The sequence below is a fragment of the Bacillus paranthracis genome, assembly GCF_001883995.1.
GTDB classification, from domain to species: domain Bacteria; phylum Bacillota; class Bacilli; order Bacillales; family Bacillaceae_G; genus Bacillus_A; species Bacillus_A paranthracis.
Window position 1 is genome coordinate 768,612 of record NZ_MACE01000018.1, and the last position, 25,009, is coordinate 793,620.

At 36.1% G+C, this 25,009-nt stretch carries 27 protein-coding genes; 9 read left to right on the plus strand and 18 right to left on the minus strand.

The features are described from left to right. Window position 1 precedes the first annotated feature (1 nt). From BAQ46_RS10250 to BAQ46_RS10265, 4 genes are all read left to right on the plus strand, one after another. The gene (locus tag BAQ46_RS10250; protein ID WP_071741885.1) at window positions 2-775 is read left to right on the plus strand and encodes a sensor histidine kinase; all 774 of its coding nucleotides are present in this window, start codon (window positions 2-4) and stop codon (window positions 773-775) included. Continuing rightward, on the plus strand, window positions 772-1,467 hold the full coding sequence (locus BAQ46_RS10255) for a response regulator transcription factor (protein ID WP_001101757.1): 696 nt from the start codon (window positions 772-774) through the stop codon (window positions 1,465-1,467). The genes BAQ46_RS10250 and BAQ46_RS10255 overlap by 4 nt, the downstream gene beginning before the upstream one ends. A gap of 3 nt (window positions 1,468-1,470) precedes the next feature. Next, window positions 1,471-2,775: an SLC5/6 family protein gene (locus BAQ46_RS10260; RefSeq protein WP_071741886.1), complete on the plus strand. Its 1,305-nt coding sequence runs from the start codon at window positions 1,471-1,473 to the stop codon at window positions 2,773-2,775. Between the two features lie 229 nt (window positions 2,776-3,004). Continuing rightward, the gene (locus BAQ46_RS10265) at window positions 3,005-3,190 is read left to right on the plus strand and encodes a PspC domain-containing protein (RefSeq protein ID WP_000038791.1); all 186 of its coding nucleotides are present in this window, start codon (window positions 3,005-3,007) and stop codon (window positions 3,188-3,190) included. 70 nt (window positions 3,191-3,260) lie between these two features. Here the strand turns inward: BAQ46_RS10265 and BAQ46_RS10270 are convergent, their stop codons facing one another. Continuing rightward, on the minus strand, window positions 3,261-3,833 hold the full coding sequence (locus BAQ46_RS10270) for a helix-turn-helix domain-containing protein (protein ID WP_000658051.1): 573 nt from the start codon (window positions 3,831-3,833) through the stop codon (window positions 3,261-3,263). 100 nt (window positions 3,834-3,933) lie between these two features. Between BAQ46_RS10270 and BAQ46_RS10275 the strand changes: the two genes are divergently transcribed. Together BAQ46_RS10275 and BAQ46_RS10280 are read left to right on the plus strand one after the other, a co-directional pair. After that, entirely contained in the window at window positions 3,934-4,899 is a 966-nt protein-coding gene (locus tag BAQ46_RS10275; RefSeq protein ID WP_061132084.1) for a DMT family transporter, read from the plus strand. Window positions 4,900-5,042: 143 nt separating this feature from the next. Beyond that, complete coding sequence (locus tag BAQ46_RS10280) at window positions 5,043-5,708, plus strand: MIP/aquaporin family protein (RefSeq protein ID WP_000913198.1); 666 nt, start codon at window positions 5,043-5,045, stop codon at window positions 5,706-5,708. Window positions 5,709-5,767: 59 nt separating this feature from the next. On the opposite strand, the gene BAQ46_RS10285 is transcribed toward BAQ46_RS10280, so the two are convergent. The 3 genes from BAQ46_RS10285 to BAQ46_RS10295 all read right to left on the minus strand — a co-directional run bounded on the left by BAQ46_RS10285 (window position 5,768) and on the right by BAQ46_RS10295 (window position 8,428). Next, complete coding sequence (locus BAQ46_RS10285; protein WP_000512998.1) at window positions 5,768-6,199, minus strand: Rrf2 family transcriptional regulator; 432 nt, start codon at window positions 6,197-6,199, stop codon at window positions 5,768-5,770. Between the two features lie 118 nt (window positions 6,200-6,317). Then, window positions 6,318-7,541 (minus strand): ABC transporter permease, encoded by a 1,224-nt coding sequence (locus tag BAQ46_RS10290; RefSeq protein ID WP_001224962.1) that lies wholly within the window; start codon window positions 7,539-7,541, stop codon window positions 6,318-6,320. Window positions 7,542-7,543: 2 nt separating this feature from the next. Continuing rightward, on the minus strand, window positions 7,544-8,428 hold the full coding sequence (locus tag BAQ46_RS10295) for an ABC transporter ATP-binding protein (protein ID WP_000058124.1): 885 nt from the start codon (window positions 8,426-8,428) through the stop codon (window positions 7,544-7,546). Between the two features lie 344 nt (window positions 8,429-8,772). On the opposite strand from BAQ46_RS10295, the gene BAQ46_RS10300 reads away from it, so the two are divergent. Further along, a complete protein-coding gene (locus BAQ46_RS10300; protein ID WP_071741887.1) occupies window positions 8,773-9,600 on the plus strand; it encodes a 5'-nucleotidase, lipoprotein e(P4) family in 828 nt (275 codons plus the stop codon). 24 nt (window positions 9,601-9,624) lie between these two features. Here BAQ46_RS10300 and motB read toward each other — a convergent pair whose 3' ends face one another. Next, window positions 9,625-10,413, minus strand: coding sequence for a flagellar motor protein MotB (motB, locus tag BAQ46_RS10305; RefSeq protein ID WP_001256745.1), 789 nt, complete (start codon window positions 10,411-10,413; stop codon window positions 9,625-9,627). Next, window positions 10,403-11,197 (minus strand): flagellar motor stator protein MotA, encoded by a 795-nt coding sequence (gene motA, locus BAQ46_RS10310; protein ID WP_000344858.1) that lies wholly within the window; start codon window positions 11,195-11,197, stop codon window positions 10,403-10,405. The genes motB and motA overlap by 11 nt, the downstream gene beginning before the upstream one ends. A gap of 265 nt (window positions 11,198-11,462) precedes the next feature. On the opposite strand from motA, the gene BAQ46_RS10315 reads away from it, so the two are divergent. Further along, window positions 11,463-12,242 carry a M15 family metallopeptidase gene (locus BAQ46_RS10315; RefSeq protein ID WP_071741888.1) on the plus strand — a complete coding sequence of 260 codons (780 nt, stop codon included), beginning with the start codon at window positions 11,463-11,465 and terminating at the stop codon, window positions 12,240-12,242. A gap of 36 nt (window positions 12,243-12,278) precedes the next feature. Here the strand turns inward: BAQ46_RS10315 and BAQ46_RS10320 are convergent, their stop codons facing one another. From BAQ46_RS10320 to sdhC, 4 genes are all read right to left on the minus strand, one after another. Next, entirely contained in the window at window positions 12,279-12,725 is a 447-nt protein-coding gene (locus tag BAQ46_RS10320) for an acyl-CoA thioesterase (protein ID WP_000822738.1), read from the minus strand. Between the two features lie 92 nt (window positions 12,726-12,817). Then, entirely contained in the window at window positions 12,818-13,579 is a 762-nt protein-coding gene (gene sdhB / locus BAQ46_RS10325) for a succinate dehydrogenase iron-sulfur subunit (protein ID WP_001291826.1), read from the minus strand. Further along, entirely contained in the window at window positions 13,572-15,365 is a 1,794-nt protein-coding gene (sdhA, locus tag BAQ46_RS10330) for a succinate dehydrogenase flavoprotein subunit (RefSeq protein WP_071741889.1), read from the minus strand. The genes sdhB and sdhA overlap by 8 nt, the downstream gene beginning before the upstream one ends. A 13-nt stretch (window positions 15,366-15,378) precedes the next feature. Beyond that, window positions 15,379-16,005 carry a succinate dehydrogenase cytochrome B558 gene (gene sdhC / locus BAQ46_RS10335; protein WP_000678352.1) on the minus strand — a complete coding sequence of 209 codons (627 nt, stop codon included), beginning with the start codon at window positions 16,003-16,005 and terminating at the stop codon, window positions 15,379-15,381. A 300-nt stretch (window positions 16,006-16,305) separates the two neighbouring features. On the opposite strand from sdhC, the gene BAQ46_RS10340 reads away from it, so the two are divergent. Further along, a complete protein-coding gene (locus BAQ46_RS10340; RefSeq protein ID WP_000042220.1) occupies window positions 16,306-16,755 on the plus strand; it encodes a YslB family protein in 450 nt (149 codons plus the stop codon). Between the two features lie 113 nt (window positions 16,756-16,868). Here BAQ46_RS10340 and uvrC read toward each other — a convergent pair whose 3' ends face one another. From uvrC to BAQ46_RS10380, 8 genes are all read right to left on the minus strand, one after another. After that, complete coding sequence (gene uvrC, locus BAQ46_RS10345) at window positions 16,869-18,653, minus strand: excinuclease ABC subunit C (protein ID WP_000544272.1); 1,785 nt, start codon at window positions 18,651-18,653, stop codon at window positions 16,869-16,871. A gap of 148 nt (window positions 18,654-18,801) precedes the next feature. Beyond that, window positions 18,802-19,116 (minus strand): thioredoxin, encoded by a 315-nt coding sequence (gene trxA / locus BAQ46_RS10350; RefSeq protein WP_001018943.1) that lies wholly within the window; start codon window positions 19,114-19,116, stop codon window positions 18,802-18,804. 211 nt (window positions 19,117-19,327) lie between these two features. Continuing rightward, complete coding sequence (gene etfA, locus BAQ46_RS10355) at window positions 19,328-20,305, minus strand: electron transfer flavoprotein subunit alpha (protein WP_071741890.1); 978 nt, start codon at window positions 20,303-20,305, stop codon at window positions 19,328-19,330. 36 nt (window positions 20,306-20,341) lie between these two features. Continuing rightward, a complete protein-coding gene (gene etfB, locus BAQ46_RS10360) occupies window positions 20,342-21,115 on the minus strand; it encodes an electron transfer flavoprotein subunit beta (protein ID WP_001029030.1) in 774 nt (257 codons plus the stop codon). Between the two features lie 78 nt (window positions 21,116-21,193). Then, window positions 21,194-21,970 carry an enoyl-CoA hydratase gene (locus BAQ46_RS10365; RefSeq protein ID WP_000911295.1) on the minus strand — a complete coding sequence of 259 codons (777 nt, stop codon included), beginning with the start codon at window positions 21,968-21,970 and terminating at the stop codon, window positions 21,194-21,196. Window positions 21,971-21,981: 11 nt separating this feature from the next. Continuing rightward, on the minus strand, window positions 21,982-22,569 hold the full coding sequence (gene fadR / locus BAQ46_RS10370; RefSeq protein ID WP_000742222.1) for a fatty acid metabolism transcriptional regulator FadR: 588 nt from the start codon (window positions 22,567-22,569) through the stop codon (window positions 21,982-21,984). Between the two features lie 106 nt (window positions 22,570-22,675). Next, window positions 22,676-24,361: a long-chain-fatty-acid--CoA ligase gene (locus BAQ46_RS10375; RefSeq protein ID WP_071741891.1), complete on the minus strand. Its 1,686-nt coding sequence runs from the start codon at window positions 24,359-24,361 to the stop codon at window positions 22,676-22,678. A gap of 182 nt (window positions 24,362-24,543) precedes the next feature. Continuing rightward, on the minus strand, window positions 24,544-25,009 hold a 466-nt coding region (locus BAQ46_RS10380), incomplete at its 5' end, for a BclA C-terminal domain-containing protein (RefSeq protein ID WP_071741892.1).

A 25,009-nucleotide genomic window follows, 5' to 3' on the forward strand; every position in this document is an offset into this window, starting at 1 on the left:
TATGTTAACTTATGAAGCATTTGCTGTATTAATAACTATACTTGTCTTAGCTCCAATTTTTGGAGCTATTATTTTATTATGTTTATTTATTTTTGAAAAACGAATCGATTTACTAGAAAGTGAAAAGAAAAAAATAGCACTGGAACGAGAGTTGCAACAGTCTTTATATCATCAACTTACGCAACAAATTCAGCCTCATTTTTTATTCAATACATTAAATACAATTTTGAGCTTAGCTCGTCTACAGAGAACAGATGAAGTTGTCAAATCACTCGAGATCTTTTCTCTATTTTTGAAAGGAAAATATAAAACAACAGATTTGTTAATTCCAATCTCTGAAGAACTGGCTTATACGAATTATTATATTGAGATTCAAAAAATGCGGTTTCGCTCGAGACTTTCAATAAATATTACTTCTTCTGAAGATTTACAGAATGCTTATATTCCACCTTTCGTTATTCAAACGTTAGTTGAGAATTCTTTTAAACACGGTCTTGAAAAAAAAGCTGGTCAAGCTATTTTAAATATTCATCTACACAATACAAATAACCGAATTACACTTCTAGTATCCGACAACGGTACTCAAAACGAACCATTTACTTCCCATACGGAAGAAAGCGGATACGGACTTGAAAATATAATACAACGATTTCAGTTATTCTTTCAAGAACAAACTACATTCTCTTTCCTCTCTACAAAAGAGAATGGCACGAAAGTAGAAATCACATGGCCTTTCATCACAGAAAAAAACACAGAGGAGGTAATACAAAAATGAACGTGCTATTAGTAGATGACGAACCACTGGAACTGGAACAATTAGAATTTCTTATCCACCGTCAGTTCCCTAATTGGACATTACATCTAGCTTTAGATGCGGCTGAAGCTTTACGTATAAATGAAAAATTCTCAATTCATTTGGCACTTTTAGATATTCACCTTCCGGGCATATCCGGCCTACAACTAGGTGAGAAATTAAAAAATAATAACTCTAACCTCGATATCATTATTGTAACCGCATATCAAAATTTCGATTATGCAAAACAATCTATTCGTCTAGGCGTTATTGACTACATAACAAAGCCAATTATAGAGAAAGAACTCATCGATATATTACAAAAGTACAAAGGAGATGCTAATACCCCTTCCTACTCACGTATTATTCAAGATACATTAGACATCATCCATGAAACTTTTCATGACAAACTACACTTAGCAGACATCGCAACTAAAGTACATACAAATCCGACTTATTTAAGCCGAAAATTCCATGAAGAAGTAGGGGTTTCATTTTCCGGATATATCATGCAATATCGGATTGAAATGTCACAGAAATATTTAATGGAACACCCACATTGGTGTATCTCTCAAATCTCTGAAAGATCTGGTTTTAATAGTCAGCATTATTTCAGCACTGTTTTTCGTAAGATGACCGGAATGACTCCGAAAGAATATAGAGGCGAGGGATAAATTGTGAAGAAAAACAACTCAGCTTTCACACCTTTACAATTAGGCATTGGAACTGGTACTGTTCTTTTATTATCTAAATGGGTCGCAAGTATATCGACGCTCGCTTTACCTGAATCGATTATTAATTATGGGCTAATCGCTGGTATTCTTTATGCGATGATTGGCCCTTTTACTCTTATTTTATTGGGGATTTTAATAAAAAAAATACGTTCTACATTCCCAGAAGGAGAATCCATTCACGATTACTTATCTTATAAACTTTCTCGCAAAGGATATATAATTGTATGCTCTTTCCTTGTTCTATTAAGTATAGAAAGTATGTTCATTCAAACGAAAGTTGCTAGTATTTTACTTAATGTTTTTTTCCATATTCCATATACATTGGATTCTTTCCTTTTCATTACCCTTTGTACAATATTCGTAATATTAAGTAACGCTAAGCTATTTACTAAAATGGCTATTATGCAAACTGTATTAATGTTTTCTACTATGATCATTATTCCAATTTATTTTTTTGTGCAAGATGGCATTACCCATGTATACGATGGAATCCGCTTATATCACCCGTACTTGCTATTTTATGAAAATAGAAATGGAATATATTTTCTTACTGCCGGTATTCTCATTGAAACAGGAAGAGTATTAATAAGCCCTGCATCTTGGGATAAAGCTTTCCGTATTCATCCTAAAAAAATTATTCCAACTTTTTTACTATCAGGATTTATATGGATTACTATCCCTTTGGCATTCGCTTCTCTAATTATGATAGTTATCTTTAGTGGGAGCTTAGATCATTTATACGATCTTCTAGTCCAGCTTCCAAAAAAAATAGAATTTACCATTTTATTTTATCTGCTCGTTATCGGTTCGTTAAGCGCAATAACTTCTAGTTTTATTTCTTGGATACATGGATTTACTAAACTCATTCGAGATTTTATACCGATGATACCTACAAAAATAAATTTCAAATTATATACAACTCATTTTATTTCTATCACTATCGGATTTTTAGCTTTTTTCATTACAATTACTACAAACTATACGATTTTAGAAATTATTTTTTTCTTTGGTATTCTTTATACATCTCTTATCATCACAATATTATTCGTTATTTTCAGCAAGCAAAAAATCAGCATCATTATACCGCTCATCTCGATTATTGGTGCTCTTACCGGTTATGTAGTTTACTTCTTAATCGGTCCTTTAACGAGCATTTGGGTTAGTATAGCGGTTACTCTTTCACTAAGTATTTGTTTTCTGTTTTCACATTGGATACATCAACAATTCAACTATAAAATGAAACAATAATATGAGGCCTTTTTGGTAGCTTAAATTTTGCTACCTAAGGCCTTTTTATTTTTATCGCAAACTATTATACTGCGCTATAAATTAGATTTATTGTTTATATGACCTCACATCTAAATTGTAAAATACGGTTCACTTTATAAAAAAATGTCATACAACCTCATAGTCTCCTCATAGATTTCCATATAGAATAGAAGTATATAGTTTGCTATAAAAAGGAGTTGATCGTAATATGTCAAAAAAATTATATAAATCCGAAACTGATAAAATGCTATTTGGTATATGCGGTGGTTTAGGAGAATATTTTGATATTAGCTCTACTCTCATTCGCATACTTTGGGTCATTGCAGTTTTATGTTTTGGGACGGGGTTTTTAGTTTATTTTATTTGTTTATTACTTATGCCACGCTCTTACTAATAACATTCTTTCGTATATTTGAGCATAGTGTATACAAAATCCCCTATAGATTTTTCTATAGGGGATTTTTTCATGAAGAATATTTCATCGTTAAATGTAATACCGCTACTTCATCTTCTTCATTCTTATAACTATGTTTCTTATTCGCTTCAAATTGAATAGAGTCAAACTCATTTAATTCGTAAACATCGCTTTCTACTTGAATCGATACTTTCCCTTTCATTACCGTTACAAGCTCAATAGCACCTTCATGATGAGCTTCTGGTTCATATATACTATTCGACCTTAAACAAGCACGGTGCATTTCCATACCCGTTTCTTTCGTATAACGGAACATTGTTTCTAAATGCCATGCTTGTCCTACGTCTACTGCAAATCCTTCTCCGCAGCGCGCAACCGCTACAGGTTCTCCAACAACCATCAATCTCGATAAAGGAATCGATAACCCTTTCGTTATTTTCCAAATGACAGCTAACGTCGGATTCGTTTCGCCTCTTTCAATCTTTCCTAATGTTAATTTACTAACCCCTGTTTTTTGAGCTAATTCTTCTAAACTTAATTTTTGTTCATTTCGAATTTGCCTTAATAACTGACCTACTTGCTGAATGACTTCTTTCGTTTGCATATCTTCATGTTCTTTCATCTATAAAACCACCTTAAAATATAAAATAGTTTACTTTTATCTAGATAAAGTATAGTATACTATACATAATCATTAAATTCCGAAAGGAGTGCTATACTTCATGCGCGCAATTTTATTAGGCCTTTTATCATCAGCCTTTTTTTCCGCAACTTTTATTATAAATCGAGCGATGAATGTATCTGGAACGAGCTGGGCTTGGACAGCTTCCTTCCGTTTTTTATTTGCTCTCCCTATTTTATTCCTTATCGTTTTATTTCGCAAAAACTTAAGGGAGTTATGGGAAGAATTAAAGAAACATCCATTGGCTTGGATCGGGTGGGGTTCTGTTGCTGGGATTGGTTTCTATTCTTTATTAAGTTTTGCAGCTGTCTTTTCTCCAGCTTGGCTCGTTGCTGGAACTTGGCAAGTTACTATATTAGCAGGTTTACTACTCTCGCCATTATTTTTCGTTAAAATAGAAACGAAATCAGGTACGAAACTTGTACGCGGAAAAATTCCACTTCGTAGTTTATACGTTGCATTATTTATTTTACTTGGTGTAATTTGTATGCAAACAACTGCTGCAGGTCACATTACAATAACTCAGTTCATTTCAGGGTTTTTACCTGTCGTGTTAGCTGCTTTCTTATATCCGTTCGGTAACCGAAAAATGATGGAACTTGTTGGTGGGCGCCTTGATACATTCCAACGTGTATTAGGAATGGCAATAGGCAGTCTTCCTATAACAATTTTACTTGGTATATACGGATTTTCTACTACTGGTATTCCAACATCAAGCCAAATGCTACAAGGATTTTTGTTAGCATTATGTTCTGGCGTTATAGCGACAATGACATTTTTCTTTGCTACTGACTTAGCCAAAGATAATCTCGCTCTACTTGGAGCTGTTGAAGCAACGCAAGCTGGAACGATGGTCTTTACCGTGCTTGGCGAAATTGTTTTCTTAAATGGTTCATTTCCTGGCGGGCTTTCCCTACTTGGAATGATTATTATTATGTTAGGAATGGTTGCAAATAGCATTTTAAACCGTTCTGTTCCAGTCGTTAAACAGAAAAAAACAGCATAAAAAAAGAGTATGGTTCTGTAACAAAGAACTATACTCTTTTTTATTGTCTCCCTATTGCGCCTTATCAGAATAGTATTTCATTAACGGTTTATACTAAAACCTATGTTATAATACGGTTCATGCGCAACAATAGGAGGTAAATTATGTTAAAAAAAGCAATCGCTGAATTTATTGGTACGTTTGTACTAGTATTATTCGGAACTGGAGTAGCTGTCATTGGCGGCGGAATTGAAGGAATTGGAACATTAGGAATCGCTATGGCTTTCGGTCTATCTATTGTGGCTATGGCATATAGCATCGGAACAATTTCTGGATGTCACATTAACCCAGCAGTATCAGTAGCTATGTTCATCAATAAAAGAATGAACGCTATGGAACTTTGTTATTATGTATTAGCTCAAATTTTAGGTGGTTTATTAGGAACTGCAACGTTAGTAACAATTTTAAAATCTGCTAAAACACCTTTAGATAATTTAGGACAAAACGGTTTTGGAACTCTTGGTTTATCTGGAGCATTTCTAGTTGAATTTATTTTAACTTTCGTATTCATTTTAGTGATCGTTGCTGTAACAGGTAAAAAAGGAAGTTCTTCTCTAGCAGGATTAGTAATTGGTTTCACATTAGTTTTAGTTCACTTATTAGGTATTCCGTTAACTGGAACTTCTGTTAACCCAGCTCGTAGTATCGCCCCAGCTTTATTCGCTGGCGGAGAAGCCCTTTCTCAACTATGGGTATTCATCATCGCACCAATTCTTGGTGGTATCGTAGCAGCTATCGTAGGTAAATTCATTTTAAATACTGAAAAATAGAATTTTCAATATTTCTGAATAAAAAAAGGCGAGCCCTCATTATGAGGATGCTCGCTTTTTTACTCTTTCATTTTAGACTTTAAATTTGTAACTAGTTGATCTACCGTTACATTTGCAAGTACATTTTCCATCGCTTCTTGTGCTTGCATTAAAATAATTTCTAATACTGATTGAATATTAGCTCCTACTGGACATTCAATGTTGGGATTTTCATGGAAGGAAAATAGCTGTCCTTCTTCTACAACTTCCACTGCTTTATATACATCAAGTAATGTAATTTCTTCTAAATCACGAGCAAGTGTCGTACCACCTTTACCAGCTTGTACATCAACAAGTCCTGCTCTCTTCAACATTCCTGTAATGCGACGAATCACAACTGGATTTGTATTCACACTACCGGCAATCCATTCAGAGGTACAGCGAGAGTTTCGATCTATCGCAAGTAATGTCAGCATATGAACACCTACTGTAAAACGACTACTAATTCCCATCTGCACACCCTCCTTTTTATTCATTCTATTAAAAGACGACTCTTATTATTATATACTATTTTTAATTTATACATAAAGAAAAAGCATGATTTCATTAGGAAATCATGCTTTTCTCTCATTATTGACGCTTTATAAATTTCGCTAAGTCTTTAAATTTCACTTTGTCTGAGTAATTCATTACACCATTTACGTAAATGCGGCTTGTAACAGCACTTAATATACCGATTGTCGCTAAAAGCCCTGCCAATGTTATCATAATTTCTAACATACCAGTTTCGCCAGCTACAAAGCGTGAGAATGTAACCATCGGGGTAAAGAATGGAACATAAGAGCTTATAACAACGATAGTACTATTTGGGTCACCTAATGATTTAAGACTTATAAAGAATGCTGCAATTATTAAAATTGAAATCGGTAGCATTACACCTTGCAAATCCTCAGTCTTAGAAACAACCGCACCAGCAGCTGCATACATCATCGCATACAGGAAATATCCTGTAACAAAATAAATTAAGAACATACCGATTATTTTTGCATCTAACTTTGTAACATCAATTACGCCAAATAATGAACCATTTTCTAAATCTATCCACCCTAGTAAATAAGGAACTAAATAACCACATGCTAATATGATAAGTTGCAATAACGCCGTTGAAACAACCGCTAAAATTTTTGCATACATCATCGTAAGAGGTTTTACTTTCGGAATCATAACTTCCATAACGCGAGAAGCTTTTTCAGAAGCAATATTCATCGCAATTGTGCTTCCGAACGCAACAATAAACATATATAAAGCGAATATGAAGAAATATGCAATTCCGGCAGAGGCAGAACGATCTTTTATTGCTTCTTGTTTCACGGAAATGTCCGTTTGTAATTGTTGTGCAATTTCTGGTGAAACATTATGCTTAGCAACAGTTACCGCCATATATTGTCCCTTTAAATAACTACCTATAATTGTAGAAGTTGTTTCACTAGCGAACCCATTAAACATATACGTAATTTCTGGAACTCCATTCTTTTCAGTTACACGAAACAAGCCGTCTAACTCGCCTTCTTCTACTTGTTTATGTAGTTTATTGAAATCTTCTTTTGAACCAATTGTTAATTTAGCTGATGGTAATAACTTAGTTAACTCTTCTTTTTGGATTTTATATGTAGAACTCTCTGACACAACTGCAATTTTATCTTTATCCTTATTTTTATCATTATTTGAAGTAAGATGATTGAACGCAAAAATTCCAAAAACAATTAAAAATAAAATTGCGCTCATAATTAATGATTTTTTAGATAAAAATGCTTCTCTAAAATAAAATGAAAATACGTGAGAAAATTTACGCATCGTTATTTCGCCCTCTCTACAAAGATTTCGTTTAACGTCGGCTCTAACATCTTAAATTGTCGTAAGGTAACACCTTGTTCTTGTAATTGTTGTAAAATGTTTAGAGCTTCTGCATCATCTTGTACTCGCACATAAAGAAGGCCTTGTTGTTTTTCATACGATACATGTATAGATTCTAATCCCTTCTCATTCACTTCTGTATCTTCAATCGTTAAATTACGAAAACCATATTGTTTTTTAATATCACTTAACTGGCCTTTTACGACTGCTTCGCCTTTTTTCAAAATACATACATGTTGGCAAAAAGCCTCTACTTGTTCCATACGATGACTAGATAAAATAATTGTCTTTCCGCTCTGTACTTGTTCTTCAATAATGCTAGCTAACATTCCAGCATTCACTGGATCCAGTCCGCTAAATGGCTCATCTAAAATGAGAAGTTCTGGATTATGAAGAAGAGCAGCAATTAATTGAATTTTTTGCTGGTTCCCTTTTGAAAGCTCTCCTGCTGTTTTAAATTTATATTCTGGTATTGCTAATCGATCTAACCAATGATCAATAGCAAGATCTACTTCTTTTTTCGTCATTCCTTCTAATCTACCAAAATATCGCAACTGGTCTATTACTCTACTTTTAGTATATAAACCTCTTTCTTCTGGTAAGTATCCTATCGTTACCCCACTAGTCCCAAATGGTTTTCCATCCCATGTAATAGAGCCTTCATTAGGCGTTAATAATCCGAGAAGCATTTTGATTGTCGTTGTTTTTCCTGCACCATTTCGTCCAAGTAATCCTAACACTTCACCTTTTGGTAACGAAATTTGCAAGCCGTTAACTGCTTTTGATTCCCCAAATTGTTTCGTTAAGTTTTGAATTTGTAAACTCAAAGTATAAAGCCTCCCCTTTAGTATCATTCATACTCTCTTTCAAAGACTATGTTTATTCAGGATAAAATATAGCACTACACTCCATCCTCTTATTATGTAGCATCTCTCTAATCCATCATTTGTTTCATTTAGTTAAAATTGTAAATAAAATTACATAGTTTGTCAATTATTATTGTCATTTCGACAATTAAACTTGTCAAAATAATTCCCATCATTTTTTCTCATCTTTCTAATATAGGACATACTACTATATATACAAAAGACAATATGCAAATGTTCATACAAAAAATATTATTTTTCGATATATAATATTAACTGGTTTTCTAACATCAAGGAGGGTACATATGAAGATGAAAAGGGGCATTACCACTTTATTATCTGTAGCGGTTCTATCTACATCACTTGTAGCATGTTCAGGAACACAAGAGAAAACAGTGGCGAAAGAAGAGAAAGTAAAATTAACAGACCAGCAATTAATGGCTGATTTATGGTATCAAACAGCCGGTGAAACGAAAGCACTGTACTACCAAGGATACAATATCGGTCAATTGAAACTTGATGCAGCTCTTGCAAAAGGGACAGAGAAAAAACCTGCTATCGTACTTGATTTAGATGAAACTGTTTTAGACAACAGTCCTCATCAAGCAATGAGCGTAAAAACAGGCAAAGGCTATCCATATAAATGGGATGACTGGATTAATAAAGCTGAAGCTGAGGCCCTTCCAGGTGCAATTGATTTCTTAAAATATACAGAGTCTAAAGGTGTAGATATTTACTACATCTCAAATCGTAAAACGAACCAACTAGATGCAACAATTAAAAATCTTGAGCGTGTAGGCGCTCCTCAAGCAACGAAAGAACATATATTACTACAAGATCCGAAAGAAAAAGGAAAAGAAAAACGACGTGAACTCGTTTCTCAAACACATGATATCGTCTTATTCTTCGGTGATAACTTATCTGACTTCACTGGTTTTGATGGAAAGTCTGTAAAGGACCGAAACCAAGCAGTCTCAGATTCAAAAGCACAATTTGGGGAGAAATTTATTATTTTCCCAAATCCAATGTATGGCGATTGGGAAGGCGCTTTATATGATTATGATTTCAAAAAATCAGATGCAGAAAAAGATAAAATCCGTCGTGACAACTTAAAATCATTTGATGCAAAATAAAGAGGATGGCATTCGCCATCCTCTTTATTTTACTTTCTCTGTTAAAGGCAAGATAAACACTTCTACACGCCTATTTTTCGCCTTTCCTTCTTGTGTATCATTTGGAGCAATTGAACGGTATTCTCCGTAACCAATTGCACTAAATTTTTCTGGTTGTAATTCTTTATTTTGGAGCAATACTTGCATAAAATTAACTGCCCGCTGCGTACTTAATTCCCAATTTGATGCAAATTGGGAATTTGCAATAGGGACATTATCTGTATGACCAGATACTGTAATTTCACGAGGTGACGCTGAAACAAGTAAGCTAGACATTTCTTTCGCAATCCCTAGTGATTCTAACTTCACATCTGCTTTTCCGGAATCAAACAGTACATTCTCTAATATTGTCACCATTAATCCCTTTTCAGTTAATTTAGTTTGAAAAGAAGAGGATAATTGTTTCTCATTAATATATTGATCAATCTTTTTTTGTAATGCTTTCAATTCATCCATTTCTTTTTTTTCTTTTTCTCTAGCTTCTTCTTGTTTTTTTGCTTGTTCTGCCTCAAGGCTACTTGCTGATAATTCCTTTTCATCATTTGGCTTCTGATCACTTAAAAATTCTTTGTTACCTGTTCCACCTGCTAGTTCGCTTCGAAACGCTACTGCCATCTGTTTAAACTTCGCTGCATCTATACTACTCATTGCGAATAAAACGATAAACAGTGCAAATAACAACGTTAACATATCAGAATATGGAATTAACCACGTTTCATCGATATGTTCCTCATGTTTTTTCTTTTTGCCTCTTCTATTTTTCTTACTCCGCATTTTTCTCTGCTCCTTTTTCTAGCTTTTTACGCTCAGTCGCAGATAGTGAACCTAAAATGCGGTTCTTCATAATAAACGGATATGTACCTTCTTGTAACATTAATAAACAATCAATAATTAAACGCTTTTTTTCGATTTCAGCTGCAGATTTTTGTTTTAACTTATTAGCAAATGGATGCCATAATACATAACCTGAAAAAATACCAAAAATCGTCGCAATAAACGCACCTGAAATAGCATGTCCTAACTTTTCAATATCAGTTAAATTACCAAGTGCAGCTACAAGACCGATAACAGCACCTAAAACCCCTAATGTTGGTGCATATGTACCAGCTTGAGAAAAAATTGCAGCTCCCTTTGCATGCCTTTCCTCAATTGCTTCTAATTCAGCTTCTAAAATCTGTTCTAAATCTTCTGCAGATACGCCATCAATTACAAATTTCATACCACGTAAAAGAAATTCATCTTGAATTTTGTCTAATTGTTGCTCTAAAGACAAAATACCGTATTTTCTACTTTCTGATGTCCAATGAACAAATAATTCTAGCAACTGTTCATAACTTAAATCCTTTTTATTTGAACCAAAAAGAACTTTAAATAATTTTGGAACTCTTTTTAGTTGATTCATCGGAAAGGCTATACATACTGCAGCAAATGTACCGATAAAAATAATTAATGCTGCGGCAGGATTCAATAAGGCTGTTACGTCAGCGCCCTTGACGACCATCCCTACTACCACTGCTACAAATCCTAAAATAAGTCCAATAATTGTTGCAAAATCCATTCCCATTCACTCCTAGTCTATACAAGAAGTTCTTTATTCTCGATAATCGCTACATCTTCTTATGTATATATATTACATAAAAAATTCATTTCATGAAAGATAAGAAATGAATTAAATGAAAAAATACTACAATTTCACACATTTTCTGACATTTTCTTTGCATTTCTATTACGTTACGACTCTTATATTTCTTTTTCATTAAACTAGACTTATAATAAGAAACGATACACATTTTATTAAGAAAGGACTGTGATTACAAGGCATCATGAAAAAGATAATTATTATTTCTGCCACTACTATTGTAATCGGTATCACTTCTTTCGCTTACTTTAGTTCTAAATCACCATTACAAAATAATGCGAAAGCTGTCGAAAGTCAACAGCATAGTAACCACCAAAAAGAAGAGATTCCTGCTTTTCCAAAAGCTGATCATAATGCAAAGAAGCTAGACAATGATTTTTCCGTTGTAACAAATCCAGAGTCTAATCTTGTATTAGTTAATAAACATCGAAAACTACCAGACGGATACACACCTGAAGACTTAACGAGACCAAACGTACCATTTACTAGTCCAAAAGATAAAGAAAAAACATTGCTGCGCAAAGATGCTGCAAATGCGCTTGAAAGTATGTTTGAAGTGGCAAAGAAAGAAGGACTTGAACTTACAGCTGTATCTGGTTATCGTTCATACAAACGCCAAAAATCATTACATGATACATACGTTAGACGCCAAGGAAAAGCTGAGGCGGATTCAGTAAGTGCCATTCCCGGTACGAGTGAACATCAAACTGGTTTAGCAATGGATATTAGTTCAAAATCTGCTAAATTCCAATTAGAGCCTATTTTTGGAGAGACAAACGAAGGTAAATGGGTTGCAAAACATGCTCATGAATTTGGCTTTGTCATTCGTTATTTAGAAGATAAAACAGAAACAACAGAATACTCATATGAACCGTGGCATTTGCGCTACGTTGGAAATCCATACGCTACATACATATATAAACATCATTTAACATTAGAAGAGGCGCTGGAAGACAAAAAATAAGAGAGCAATTTGCTCTCTTATTTTTCTTTCACTCTATCATTGTATTAATTTTTCCTTCCACTCTTCAGGCCACGGTTCACCTCTTCCCGTTTTTTTCGACGCTTGGACCATCATTCCACGACCAACTAAACAAACCTCTCCTTCTGCATTCTTCACCATATAATGCAAATCTAATGAAGAATTTCCAACTGATCCCGCTTTTACATACACCTTCAACTGTTCATCAAAATATATTTGTTTAATAAAATTACATTGTAAATCCGCAACAACAATCATCGTTTCTGAAGATTCATGCGTCCATTCTTGCATAAATCCAAGTTCTTTAAACAATGCGATACGCGCTTCTTCAAAATAGGTGAAGGCAACGACATTATTTACATGTCCAAACATATCTACTTCACCAAAACGAACCTTTACAGGATTGTAAAACGAAAAACCACTTTCCCATTGCTCAAAGTCTTCAATATAAGAAATCCTCTTCATTGTTCCCTCTCCTTTTCGTTTTAAAATAAACAGAATAAACAGAAAAATATAGTTATAAATATTGCCCCTTCGAAATGAAGAGGCAATATTTTTTAATAGTTATTGTCGCTACCAAAGAAATCTTTGAACGATTGAATTGTTGTATCACGGTTTAACGCCGCAATTGAAGTTGTTAATGGAATACCCTTTGGACATGATTGCACACAGTTTTGAGAGTTACCACAGTTTGCAAGTCCTCCATCACCCATAATTGCACGTAAGCGATCTGCTTTATGCATTTCACCCGTTGGATGTGAGTTAAATAAACGAGCTTGTGATAACGGTGCTGGTCCAATAAAGTCCGATTTACTATTTACGTTTGGACATGATTCTAAGCAAACACCACATGTCATACATTTTGAAAGCTCATAAGCCCATTGACGTTTCTTCTCTGGCATCCTTGGTCCTGGTCCTAAGTCATACGTACCATCAATTGGAATCCAAGCTTTAACACGTTTTAGAGCATTAAACATGCGACTACGGTCAACTTGTAAGTCACGAACAACCGGGAATGTCTTCATCGGTTTTAAGCGAATTGGTTGTTCTAATTGATCGATAAGCGCTGTACATGATTGACGTGGTTTTCCGTTAATCACCATCGAACATGCACCACATACTTCCTCTAAACAGTTCATATCCCATGCAATCGGAGTTGTTTTGTTTCCTTTTGAATCAACAGGATTACGACGAATTTCCATAAGCGCCGAAATAATATTCATATTCGGACGATACGGAATTTCAAACTCTTGGTCAAACGCTTGCGCATCTGGTCCGTCTTGTCTCGTAATGATGAGGCGGATTGTTTTCTCAGACATGTTGTTTATCCCCCTTCTCTTCACTCTTAGCAGCTACATCGTGTTTTGAAGAATAATCACGTTTACGTGGTTTAATTAATGAAATATCCACGTCTTCGTAATGGAATGCCGGTGCATTTCCTTCTCCTTCAAATTTCGCCATCGTAGTTTTTAAGAAGTTTGCATCATCACGATTTGGGAATTCAGGTTTGTAATGCGCCCCACGGCTCTCATTACGGTTATATGCACCAATTGTAATAACACGTGCTAATTCAAACATATTTGCAAGTTGGCGTGTAAATGAAGCACCTTGGTTGCTCCATCTCGCTGTATCGTTAATGTTAATACGTTTGTAGCGAGCCATTAACTCTTCAATTTTTGCATCTGTTTCTAATAATTTTTTATTTTCACGAACTACTGTAACGTTATCTGTCATCCATTCTCCAAGCTCTTTATGAAGAACATACGCATTTTCGTTACCATCGAGCGTTAAAATATTGTTAAATTTCTCTGTTTCGATTAATTCATTTTGTTCATACACAGTAGATGGAACAGCATCTGATGATTTAGAAAGACCTTTCATATATTCAATTGCATTTGGTCCTGCTACCATACCACCGTAAATTGCTGATAATAGTGAGTTCGCGCCAAGACGGTTACCACCGTGCATAGAATAATCACACTCACCTGCTGCAAATAAACCTGGAATGCTTGTCATCTGCTTATAATCAACCCATAGCCCGCCCATTGAATAGTGAACAGCTGGGAAGATTTTCATTGGTAGTTTACGAGGATCATCACCTGTAAATTTCTCATAGATTTCAATAATTCCACCAAGTTTAATATCTAGTTCTTTCGGATCTTTATGAGAAAGATCTAAGTACACCATGTTTTCACCGTTAATACCTAGTTTTTGCTCTACGCAAACATCAAAGATTTCACGCGTTGCGATATCACGAGGTACAAGGTTTCCGTAAGCCGGATATTTTTCTTCTAAGAAATACCATGGTTTACCATCTTTATATGTCCAAACACGTCCACCTTCACCACGTGCAGATTCACTCATCAGACGTAATTTATCGTCTCCAGGAATTGCCGTTGGGTGAATTTGAATGAACTCACCGTTTGCATAATATGCGCCTTGTTGATATACAGCAGAAGCTGCTGTACCTGTATTGATAATAGAGTTTGTTGATTTTCCGAAGATGATACCAGGGCCCCCTGTTGCCATAATCACGGCATCAGCTCGGAAACTTCTAATCTCCATAGTTTGTAAGTCTTGTGCAACGATTCCTCGGCACACACCTTCATCATCAATAACAGCTCGTAAGAAATCCCAACCTTCATATTTCGTTACAAGTCCTGCTACTTCGTGACGACGTACTTGCTCATCTAATGCGTATAGTAATTGCTGTCCAGTTGTTGCACCAGCAAATGCTGTACGGTGATGTTGAGTTCCACCAAAACGACGGAAATCAAGAAGTCCTTCTTCCGTACGGTTGAACATAACACCCATACGGTCCATTAAATGAATGATACCAGGTGCTGCTTCACACATTGCTTTAACTGGTGGTTGGTTCGCTAAGAAGTCCCCACCATAAATTGTATCGTCAAAGTGGATCCATGGAGAATCCCCTTCACCTTTCGTATTTACGGCACCGTTAATTCCACCTTGGGCACATACAGAATGCGAACGTTTTACTGGTACTAAAGAGAACAGTTCAACATTTACTCCTGCTTCCGCCGCTTTAATCGTTGCCATTAAGCCAGCCAAGCCACCGCCGACTACTATAAGTTTCCCTTTCATGCTCTCCCACTCCTTACTGGTTTGCTAGCTGTGGATCGATGAACGCTAATAATGCACTCACACCTACATAAGATAGACCTAAGAAAATAGCTAATGTTACATAAGTAGAGATTCTTTGTGAACGTGGAGATACTGTAATTCCCCAGCTGATGCAGAATGTCCATAGTCCATTTGCAAAGTGGAAAATTGTTGAAACAACACCAACTAAGTAGAATGCAAACATAGCTGGATTGTTTAAAATATCTGCCATCATGTCATAGTTTACCTCTTTACCTAACGCTGCTTGAATACGAGTTTCCCAGACGTGCCAAGAAATGAAAATCAGTGTAACGATACCTGAAATTCTTTGGAAGACGAACATCCAGTTACGGAAATAACCGTAAGAAACCGCATTGTTCTTAGCTGTAAATGCAATATATAAGCCATATATAGCATGGTACAGTATTGGTAAAAAGATAATGAAAATTTCTAGCGCATACCGGAATGGAAGGAGCTCCATAAAGCCTGCAGCTTTGTTAAAAGCCTCTGCTCCTCGTGTTGCAAAGTTGTTTACAATTAAATGTTGCGTCAAAAAGACACCAACCGGGATGACCCCCATTAATGAGTGCCACTTACGAAACGTATACTCGCGGCCTTTCATGTCCCCATTACCCCCCTTGAATGATTGACTGCTGTTTTCAGATTAGTTTATGGCAATAATGTTTTTTCACTATTGGCATAAGAAAAACTGAAAAAATTATTCGAAATATTTCAGCATAATTTGATACCAAGTTCATTTTACTCCTATTTTTGTCGAAGCGTCAAGAAAACGTATACATAATTTGCATATAATTTGCCAATTCTTTTTTTCTTCTTATATATTCAGATTTTCCCAAAGAAAAATCTGTTTTTATAAATGAGAAATGTTATATAATAATCCCTATAGAAAGAGGGGAATATTGTGAGTAAAAATACAATCGATACAACATCTTTAGAAGATGTTTCATTGAACGCCTTCGCTTACGAATTGCTACGTGAAGAATTACTACCTGATTTAATCGGTAACGATCTAGATGGTATTTTATACTGGTCCGGTAGAAACCTTGCAAGAAAATATCCACTAGACACAATTGAAGAAGTCATTCAGTTCTTTGAAAAAGCTGGCTGGGGCACTTTAAGCATTATTGAACATAAGCGTCGTGAAATGCAGTTCCAACTTAAAGGCACACTCATCGCTGAACGTCAAAAACAAAAAAGACATTCTTCTTATCAATTAGAAGCTGGGTTCATCGCTGAACAAATTCAAAAGCAACGAAACGTCGTTGCAGAGTCCTACGAAGAAAAGAAAAAACGTTCAGACTCTATTACATTTCTCGTAAAATGGGATATAAAAGATCTCATTGAAGTGTAGCATTACCCACAGTCAACTAGACATATCAGTTTAGTTGACTTTTTGCATTTTCATTCATTTGAATTTATTTTAAATCTTCAGAAATTATACCAAAAAATAGAAGACGTTGTAAACTACAACGTCTTCTTATCCGCTAAATAACTATAAATCGTCTCTGCGACATTTTTCGGCATACCCGCTTCGACAAATTCTGTTACAGAAGCCTCTTTCATCTTTTTTAGCGATCCGAAATGTTTTAACAATATCTTTTTTCGTTTATCTCCAATTCCAGGAATATCATCGAGTGCCGATTGAATGACAGATTTCCCGTGTAATTGACGATGGAATGTAATTGCAAATCGATGCACTTCATCTTGAATGCGCTGCAATAAATAAAATTCTTGGCTATTTCTCTCAAGCATCACAGGTTCAGGTGGATCTCCAATAATTAAATGAGATGTTTTATGTTTGTCATCTTTTACAAGACCTGCCATCGGAATATATAAACCGAGCTCATTTTCTAAAACATCACTTGCAGCCGCCAGATGACCTTTTCCGCCATCAATAATGATTAAATCTGGTAAAGGTAACCCCTCTTTCAGCGCCCTTGTATAACGGCGTCTCACAACTTCTCTCATAGACTCATAATCATCTGGTCCTTGAACTGTTTTAATTTTATATTTCCTGTATTCTTTCTTAGCTGGTTTCCCATCAATAAAAGCAATCATTGCCGAAACAGGATTTGTCCCTTGAATATTTGAGTTATCAAACGCTTCAATACGATAAGGCGTTTCAATTCCGAGCTGCTTCCCTAAATTCTCTACCGCTTTAATCGTTCGCTCTTCATCACGTTCAATTAAATAGAATTTCTCTTCCAAGGCAATCTTCGCATTTTTATTTGCCAGTTCTACAAGATCTTTTTTCTTACCGCGTTTCGGCTGTGTCGCTTCCACTTCTAAAAAGCGTTCTACTAATTCTGAGTCTATACTTCCTGGAACGACAATTTCCTTCGGCTTAAAATGACTGCTGTTTTCATAAAATTGACCGATAAACGTTAAGAACCCCTCTTCTGGTTCATCGTAGATTGGAAACATAGAAACATCACGTTCGATTAGCTTTCCTTTTCGAACGAAGAAAACTTGAACACACATCCACCCTTTATCAACTGCATAGCCAAACACATCACGGTCCACTAAATCACTCATAATCATCTTTTGTTTTTCCATAATCGCATCGATATGAGCGATTTGATCACGTAACTCTTTTGCACGTTCAAACTCTAGTTTCTCTGAAGCTTCATACATTTTTGTTTCTAATTCCGAACGAACTTCTTTATGTCCACCATTTAAAAACTTAATAATTTCATCTACAATTTCTTTATTTTGTTCTTCCGTAACTTCTTTCACACAAGGTGCTAAACATTGACCCATATGATAATATAAACAAACTTTATCGGGCATATTTGAGCACTTACGAAGCGGGTACATACGATCTAGCAGTTTTTTCGTTTCATGAGCTGATTGTGCATTCGGATAAGGACCAAAATACTTTCCCTTATCCTTTTTTACATTTCGCGTAATAAGTAATCGCGGTTGTTTCTCAGCTGTAATTTTAATAAAAGGATATGTTTTATCATCTTTTAATTGAATATTATATTTTGGGTCATGTTTTTTTATTAAGTTTAACTCCAAAATGAGCGCCTCTAGATTTGAGGAGGTTACAATATATTCAAAATCTACAATTTCCCCTACTAGCCGAAGTGTTTTTCCATCATGCGAACCAGTAAAGTACGAGCGCACACGATTTTTAAGCACTTTTGCCTTTCCGACATATATAACCGTTCCTTGCTTATCTTTCATTAAATAACAACCAGGTTGATCTGGTAAAATAGCCAACTTCTCTTTTAAATGTTCGTGCACTCGTTACCCTCCATTTCTACATGCTTAGCATTTTTATTTTCACATGAAAACATACTATGCCAAAACACCCAACATACGTTCTTTCATTGTAACGGAAAGGTGTAAAAAAGGAAAATAAAAAAGGCTACCAAATGGTAGCCTTTTTATTTTAGAAGTGTTTAGAAACTAATTCTACTAACGCTTCTTTCGGTTTGTAACCTAACGCTTGATCAACTACTTTACCGTCTTTTAATACGAAAAGAGCTGGAATGCTCATTACTTCGAATTGACGAGCAGTTTCTTGATTTTCATCCACGTCTACTTTTACTACTTTTACTTTTTCGCCTAGTTCTGCATCAATTTCCTCTAATACAGGAGCGATCATTTTACAAGGTCCACACCAAGGTGCCCAGAAATCTAATAATACAACACCTTCGCTAGTTTCTGCTGCGAAGCTTTGGTCATTTGCGTTTACAATTGCCATTTTATTTCCTCCTTCAAGTATATTCTACCAAGAGTATATCATTAACTTATATACGTGGCGAATAATATGTATCGTTATGTATTGTAACAAAAAAGTGTTCCTTTATACTATATAAAAATACGGATTAAATACTAAAAAGATGAGAGACAGGGGATCTCTCACCTTTTTCTATATATAGGGGTACTTCACTTGGAACTCAAGGGTACTCAAATCATGAATGTACTTTTAACTTTTTAAACTCTTCTGTTAAAAGAGGTACCACTTCAAATAGATCGCCAACAATACCGTAGTCAGCTACTTTGAAGATACTTGCTTCTGGGTCTTTATTAATCGCAACGATTATTTTTGAGTTAGACATACCAGCTAAATGCTGAATCGCTCCAGAAATACCGCATGCAATGTATAGGTCTGGCGTAACAACTTTACCAGTTTGACCAATTTGTAATGAGTAATCGCAATACTCAGCGTCACAAGCACCACGAGATGCTCCAACAGCGCCGCCTAATACGTCAGCTAACTCTTTTAATGGCTTGAACCCTTCTTCACTCTTCACACCGCGTCCGCCAGCGATAATCACTTTTGCTTCAGAAAGATCAACGCCTTCTGCCGTCTTACGGACGACATCTTGAATGATTGTACGTAAGTCTTTCACATCTACTGTAATAGAAGACACGTCACCACTGCGAGACTCATCTTTTTCAAGCGTTGCGATGTTATTTGGACGCACTGTCGCAAATAAGATGCCGTCTGTTACAATCTTCTTCTCAAACGCTTTACCAGAGTAAATTGGACGAGTAAAGATAACATTTCCACCTTCAACTTCTAAAGCAGTTACGTCAGAAACTAGACCAGCCTCAAGCTTCGCTGCTAATTTTGGTGATAAATCTTTCCCAAGTGCTGTATGTCCAAATACAATACCTTCTGGATTTTCTTCAGCATATACAGCTAAAAATGCTTGTGCATAGCCATCAGATGTATATGATTTTAATTTATCATTTTCAACTGTCACAACGCGATCTGCACCGTAATGAATCAATTCATTTGCAAAAGAAGCAACGCTGTCTCCAACTAGAAGACCTACTACTTCACCGCCTTCTGCAATTGTTTTTGCTGCTGCTACCGCTTCAAACGAAACGTTACGTAGCGATCCATCACGAACTTCACCCATTATTAATACTTTACGAGCCATAGATTTTCCCTCCTGCATATATAATTTCGTATTTTATTAGATTACTTTCGCTTCTGTATGGAGCAACGATACAAGTTCTTTTACTTGATCTTGCAGCTCGCCTTGTAACACTTTTCCTGCATCTTTCTTAGGAGGCAAATAGATTTCAATTGTTTTTGTCTTTGCTTCCACATCATCTTCTTCTAAATCTAAATCATCTAATTCTAATTCTTCTAGTGGCTTTTTCTTCGCTTTCATAATACCTGGAAGCGATGGATAACGAGGTTCATTTAAACCTTGCTGTGCTGTTACTAAAACTGGTAATGAAGTTTCAATCACTTCTGTATCACCTTCAACATCGCGCTCAATCTTCACGTTTGTACCGTCAATTTCAAGTTTTGTAATTGTCGTTACGTACGGAATATTTAACGCTTCAGCTACACGCGGACCAACTTGTCCAGATGCACCATCAATTGCAACGTTTCCGCCTAAAATTAAATCTGCATCTTTATCTTTTAAATATTCAGCAAGCACTTTTGCTGTCGTGAACTGGTCACCATTTTCTACATCATCTTCAATATTAATTAATACCGCTTTATCGCAGCCCATCGCTAACGCCGTACGAAGTTCTTTCTCACTATCTTCGCCACCAACTGTTACGACAGTAACTTCTCCACCTTGTGCGTCTCTTACTTGAATTGCTTCTTCAATTGCATATTCATCGTAAGGGTTGATGATGAATTCCGCTTCGCCATCGTAAATTGCACCGTTTTTAATTACGATTTTTTCTTCTGTATCAAATGTTCGTTTCATGAGTACGTAGATGTTCATTCCATTTACCCCCTTGTTTTTCAGAAAGATTCTATCAATTTTAATTTTCTGTTAATTTATATTAAAAAAATAATTGAACTACCTGCCGCTAAATGAAGGCTTACGTTTTTCTAAAAACGCCGCTACACCTTCTCTTCCATCTTCACTCGTAAATACTTCACCAAAGATTTGAGCTTCGCGTTGTACACCTTCATAATAATGAGACGATTTCGTCGTTTGCAATAACTCTAGTACAGCACGAGTCGTCGCTGGGCTTTTTCCAGCAATCTGTTTTGCAACTTTAAGCGTATCATCTAAAAATGTTTCTTCAGCAAAAACTCCGTTAACTAGTCCCCATTTTAATGCTTCTGCACCAGTAATCGGTGTACTTGTTAACATCATTTCACAAGCTTTCGCTTTCCCAACATAACGTGGTAATCGCTGTGTACCTGCAAATCCAGGAATTAATCCAAGTGTTAATTCAGGTAAACCAAGTTTTGCACTTTCAGTTGCAAAGCGCATGTGGCAAGACATAGCAAACTCAAGGCCGCCGCCAAGTGCCGCTCCATGAATTGCCGCGATAACTGGTTTTGAACATTTTTCAACGCGCTCAAACGTAACTTGTCCAAGCTGCGCTAATTCAGTCGCTTGCTTCGCTTCAGTAACAGATGTAAATTCTTTAATATCTGCTCCCGCCGAGAAGAAGCGCCCTTCACCGTGAATAACAACAACACGAATGTTATCATCCTTCTCCACTTGATCAATTAATTCAGTAACGTCATGCATAACTTGTGAAGACATCGCGTTAGCTGGCGCATGATTTAACGTAGCCACCGCGATATGATCTTCAACTCTTACAGATAGGAATTTCAACATGATCCCTCCCATTATTGACGATAACCACAAGCTGCAATAAGTAGCCCATGTACCGTTTTTGAAAGTGCGACCAGATCATACTTATGATCGCTCATTACCCAATTGGTCACAACTTCATCTACTGTTCCAAAGATCATTTGTCTTGCCACGCGAACATTTAAATCCGCTTGGAATTCACCTTGCTTTATACCAGTCTCTAAAATCTCATCAATAACTTGTAAGTAGCCTTTTAATACTTCATTTATTTTCAGGCGTAAGTCTTGATTGGACTGTCTTAGCTCTAATTGCGTAACGATAGCAAGAGGATCATTTTGCGACAACAGCAAGAAGTGCGTTTCTACCAACATGAATAACTTCGATACAGCGCTTTCAATTCCTGCTGTTTTTTGACGAATTGTTTCGACAAATTCTCCCATCTTCTCTTGGAATAAGGATATTAATATATCTTCTTTATTTTTAAAATATAAATAAATCGTGCCATCAGCTACCCCAGCTTGCTTTGCTATTTTAGAAACTTGCGCTTGGTGGTACCCATTCTCCGCAATCACAATGACTGCCGCATCAATAATTTGATTGTATTTCGGTCTATTTTTCTTCACTTTACTGTCCCCTTCAAGAAGATGACTGAATGAATAGTCATTCATATTCTTATAATACTGACTATTTAGAAAAGTGTCAATCCCATTTTTTCAAAAAGAAAGGGCCTTAGCCCGTTTGCTCATCCTCATTCTTTCTTTTCTCTTCCTCAATTAGGACACGGCGCAAAATTTTCCCAACTGTCGTTTTCGGCAGTTCATCTCTAAACTCATATACTTTCGGAACTTTATAGGCCGCTAAATATTTACGAGCAAACTGATTTAATTCTTCCTCAGAACACTCTGTACCTTCTTTTAACACAACAAACGCTTTAACTGTCTCTCCCCTATACGGATCGGGAACTCCAATCGTCACTACTTCTTGCACTTTTTCATGCTCATATAATACTTCTTCTACTTCACGAGGATACACATTAAATCCACTCGCAACAATCATATCTTTCTTACGATCTTTCACATAGAAAAAGCCATCTTCATCCATGTAGCCAACGTCCCCTGTATGGAGCCACCCATCTTGCAGTACAGCTGCTGTTTCTTCTGGCTTATTCCAATATCCTTTCATAATTTGAGGGCCTTTTACTACAATTTCACCGATTTCTCCCGGTGGTAATGCCTCACCAGTTTCATGCGACATAATCATTGCTTCTGTATCTGGCCACGGAACTCCAATGCTACCTGGCACTCGCTTTTCCCATAAAAAATTACTATGTGTAACTGGAGATGATTCTGTTAAACCATATCCCTCTACTAGTTTACCCCCTGTAACTGTTTCGAACTTTTCCTGTACTTCTACTGGCAGTGGTGCTGATCCACTAATACAAGCACGAATAGACGAAATATCGTATTCTTTTAAAAGCGGGCTATTTAAAAGAGCGATATAAATAGTTGGTGCCCCTGGGAACAATGTCACTTTATGCTTCTTAATCGCTTCAAAAACCATTTTCATATCAAATTTTGGAATAAGAACCATTTTGTATCCTTGCATAATACTTAAATTCATGACAGCCGTCATGCCATACACGTGGAAAAATGGAAGAACCCCAAGAACGACTTCTTCTCCTTCTTTGCAATTATATAACCATTGAACTCCCATCAAAGTGTTAGAAACGAGGTTTTTATGCGTTAACATAACGCCTTTCGGAAATCCAGTTGTTCCTCCTGTGTACTGTAAAAGAGCTAAATCATTTTCAGGATCACAAGGCACCTCAACATCCGTATTCACTTCTTTTTCTACTGAGTTCCAAAGGTGAATCGTTTCACTCTCTGATACTTTCACAACTAAATTTGACTGTTTTTTCTGCACAAATGGATACAATAGATTTTTAGGGAAGGGCAAAAAGTCCGCAATACGAGTTACGATAATATGCTCAATTTTTGTAGCAGATTGAACATTCGTTACTCTTGGGAACACTAAATCGAGGCAAAGAATGACTTTTGCTCCCGAGTCATGAAGTTGATATTCTAATTCTCTTTCTGTATATAATGGATTTGTTTGGACTACGATACCTCCCGCAAGTAATGTACCGTAATAACCGATTACAGCTTGCGGACAATTCGGCAACATAATGGCAACTCGATCACCCTTTTCCACACCGAGCTTTTGAAGATAATTTGCAAATCTCTTCACCTTATCATGAAAGTCTGAAAATGTAATATCCTTCCCTAAAAAGTGAAGCGCTTTCTTTTCTGGGTAGCGAGAAGCCATCTGTTCTACATATTTATGAAGCGGCTGAATATCATAAGAAATTGTAATTGGAATTTCCTCTGGATAATTTTTCAACCATGGTTTTTCCACCTTCATTCCCCCTTCAAATACATAAATGAATGTTCATTCATGAGGTTGTTTTCATTATATTATAGTCACCATAACGTTACAATCATAATATTCCGACTTTTATATAACTATGCTTCACTCCATTAACTTCTTATTATATGTACAAACTCTCCTAATCTATAAAAAAATAAGAGAGTTATTATTTAGCTTAATCTTATTATCGTTAACACAGCTCCTGGTGTAGTTGTTGATAATGTTGCAACAGCTAACAAACCAAATAGTTGCAAACTAATAGCATCTCCTGCTGCAAGAGTTGTAATAATTGTTGCGCTAAATGATGTAGTTGCTAACGCAGGAGAATTGATCGTTCCAGCAAGTGGTGCTCCATTAATTGTAATACGAGAACTGACTAATAATGAAGCCGTTATATTAATCGTATATGAAATATAATAATTCCCAGCATTTGCAACCGTAAATACTGTATTTCCCCCGGAAACCGTAATACCAGGACCGATATTTTGATTACTCGGAAGCGGGACATTCGTTCCACCAAGAAGTACCGATATCGCTGTTCCCGACGTATTATTTGCAAATGCATACGTCGCCGTGATACTTGTACCTGTAGCTCCGGTTGCCCCCGTTGAGCCCGTTGGACCTGTTGCTCCCGTT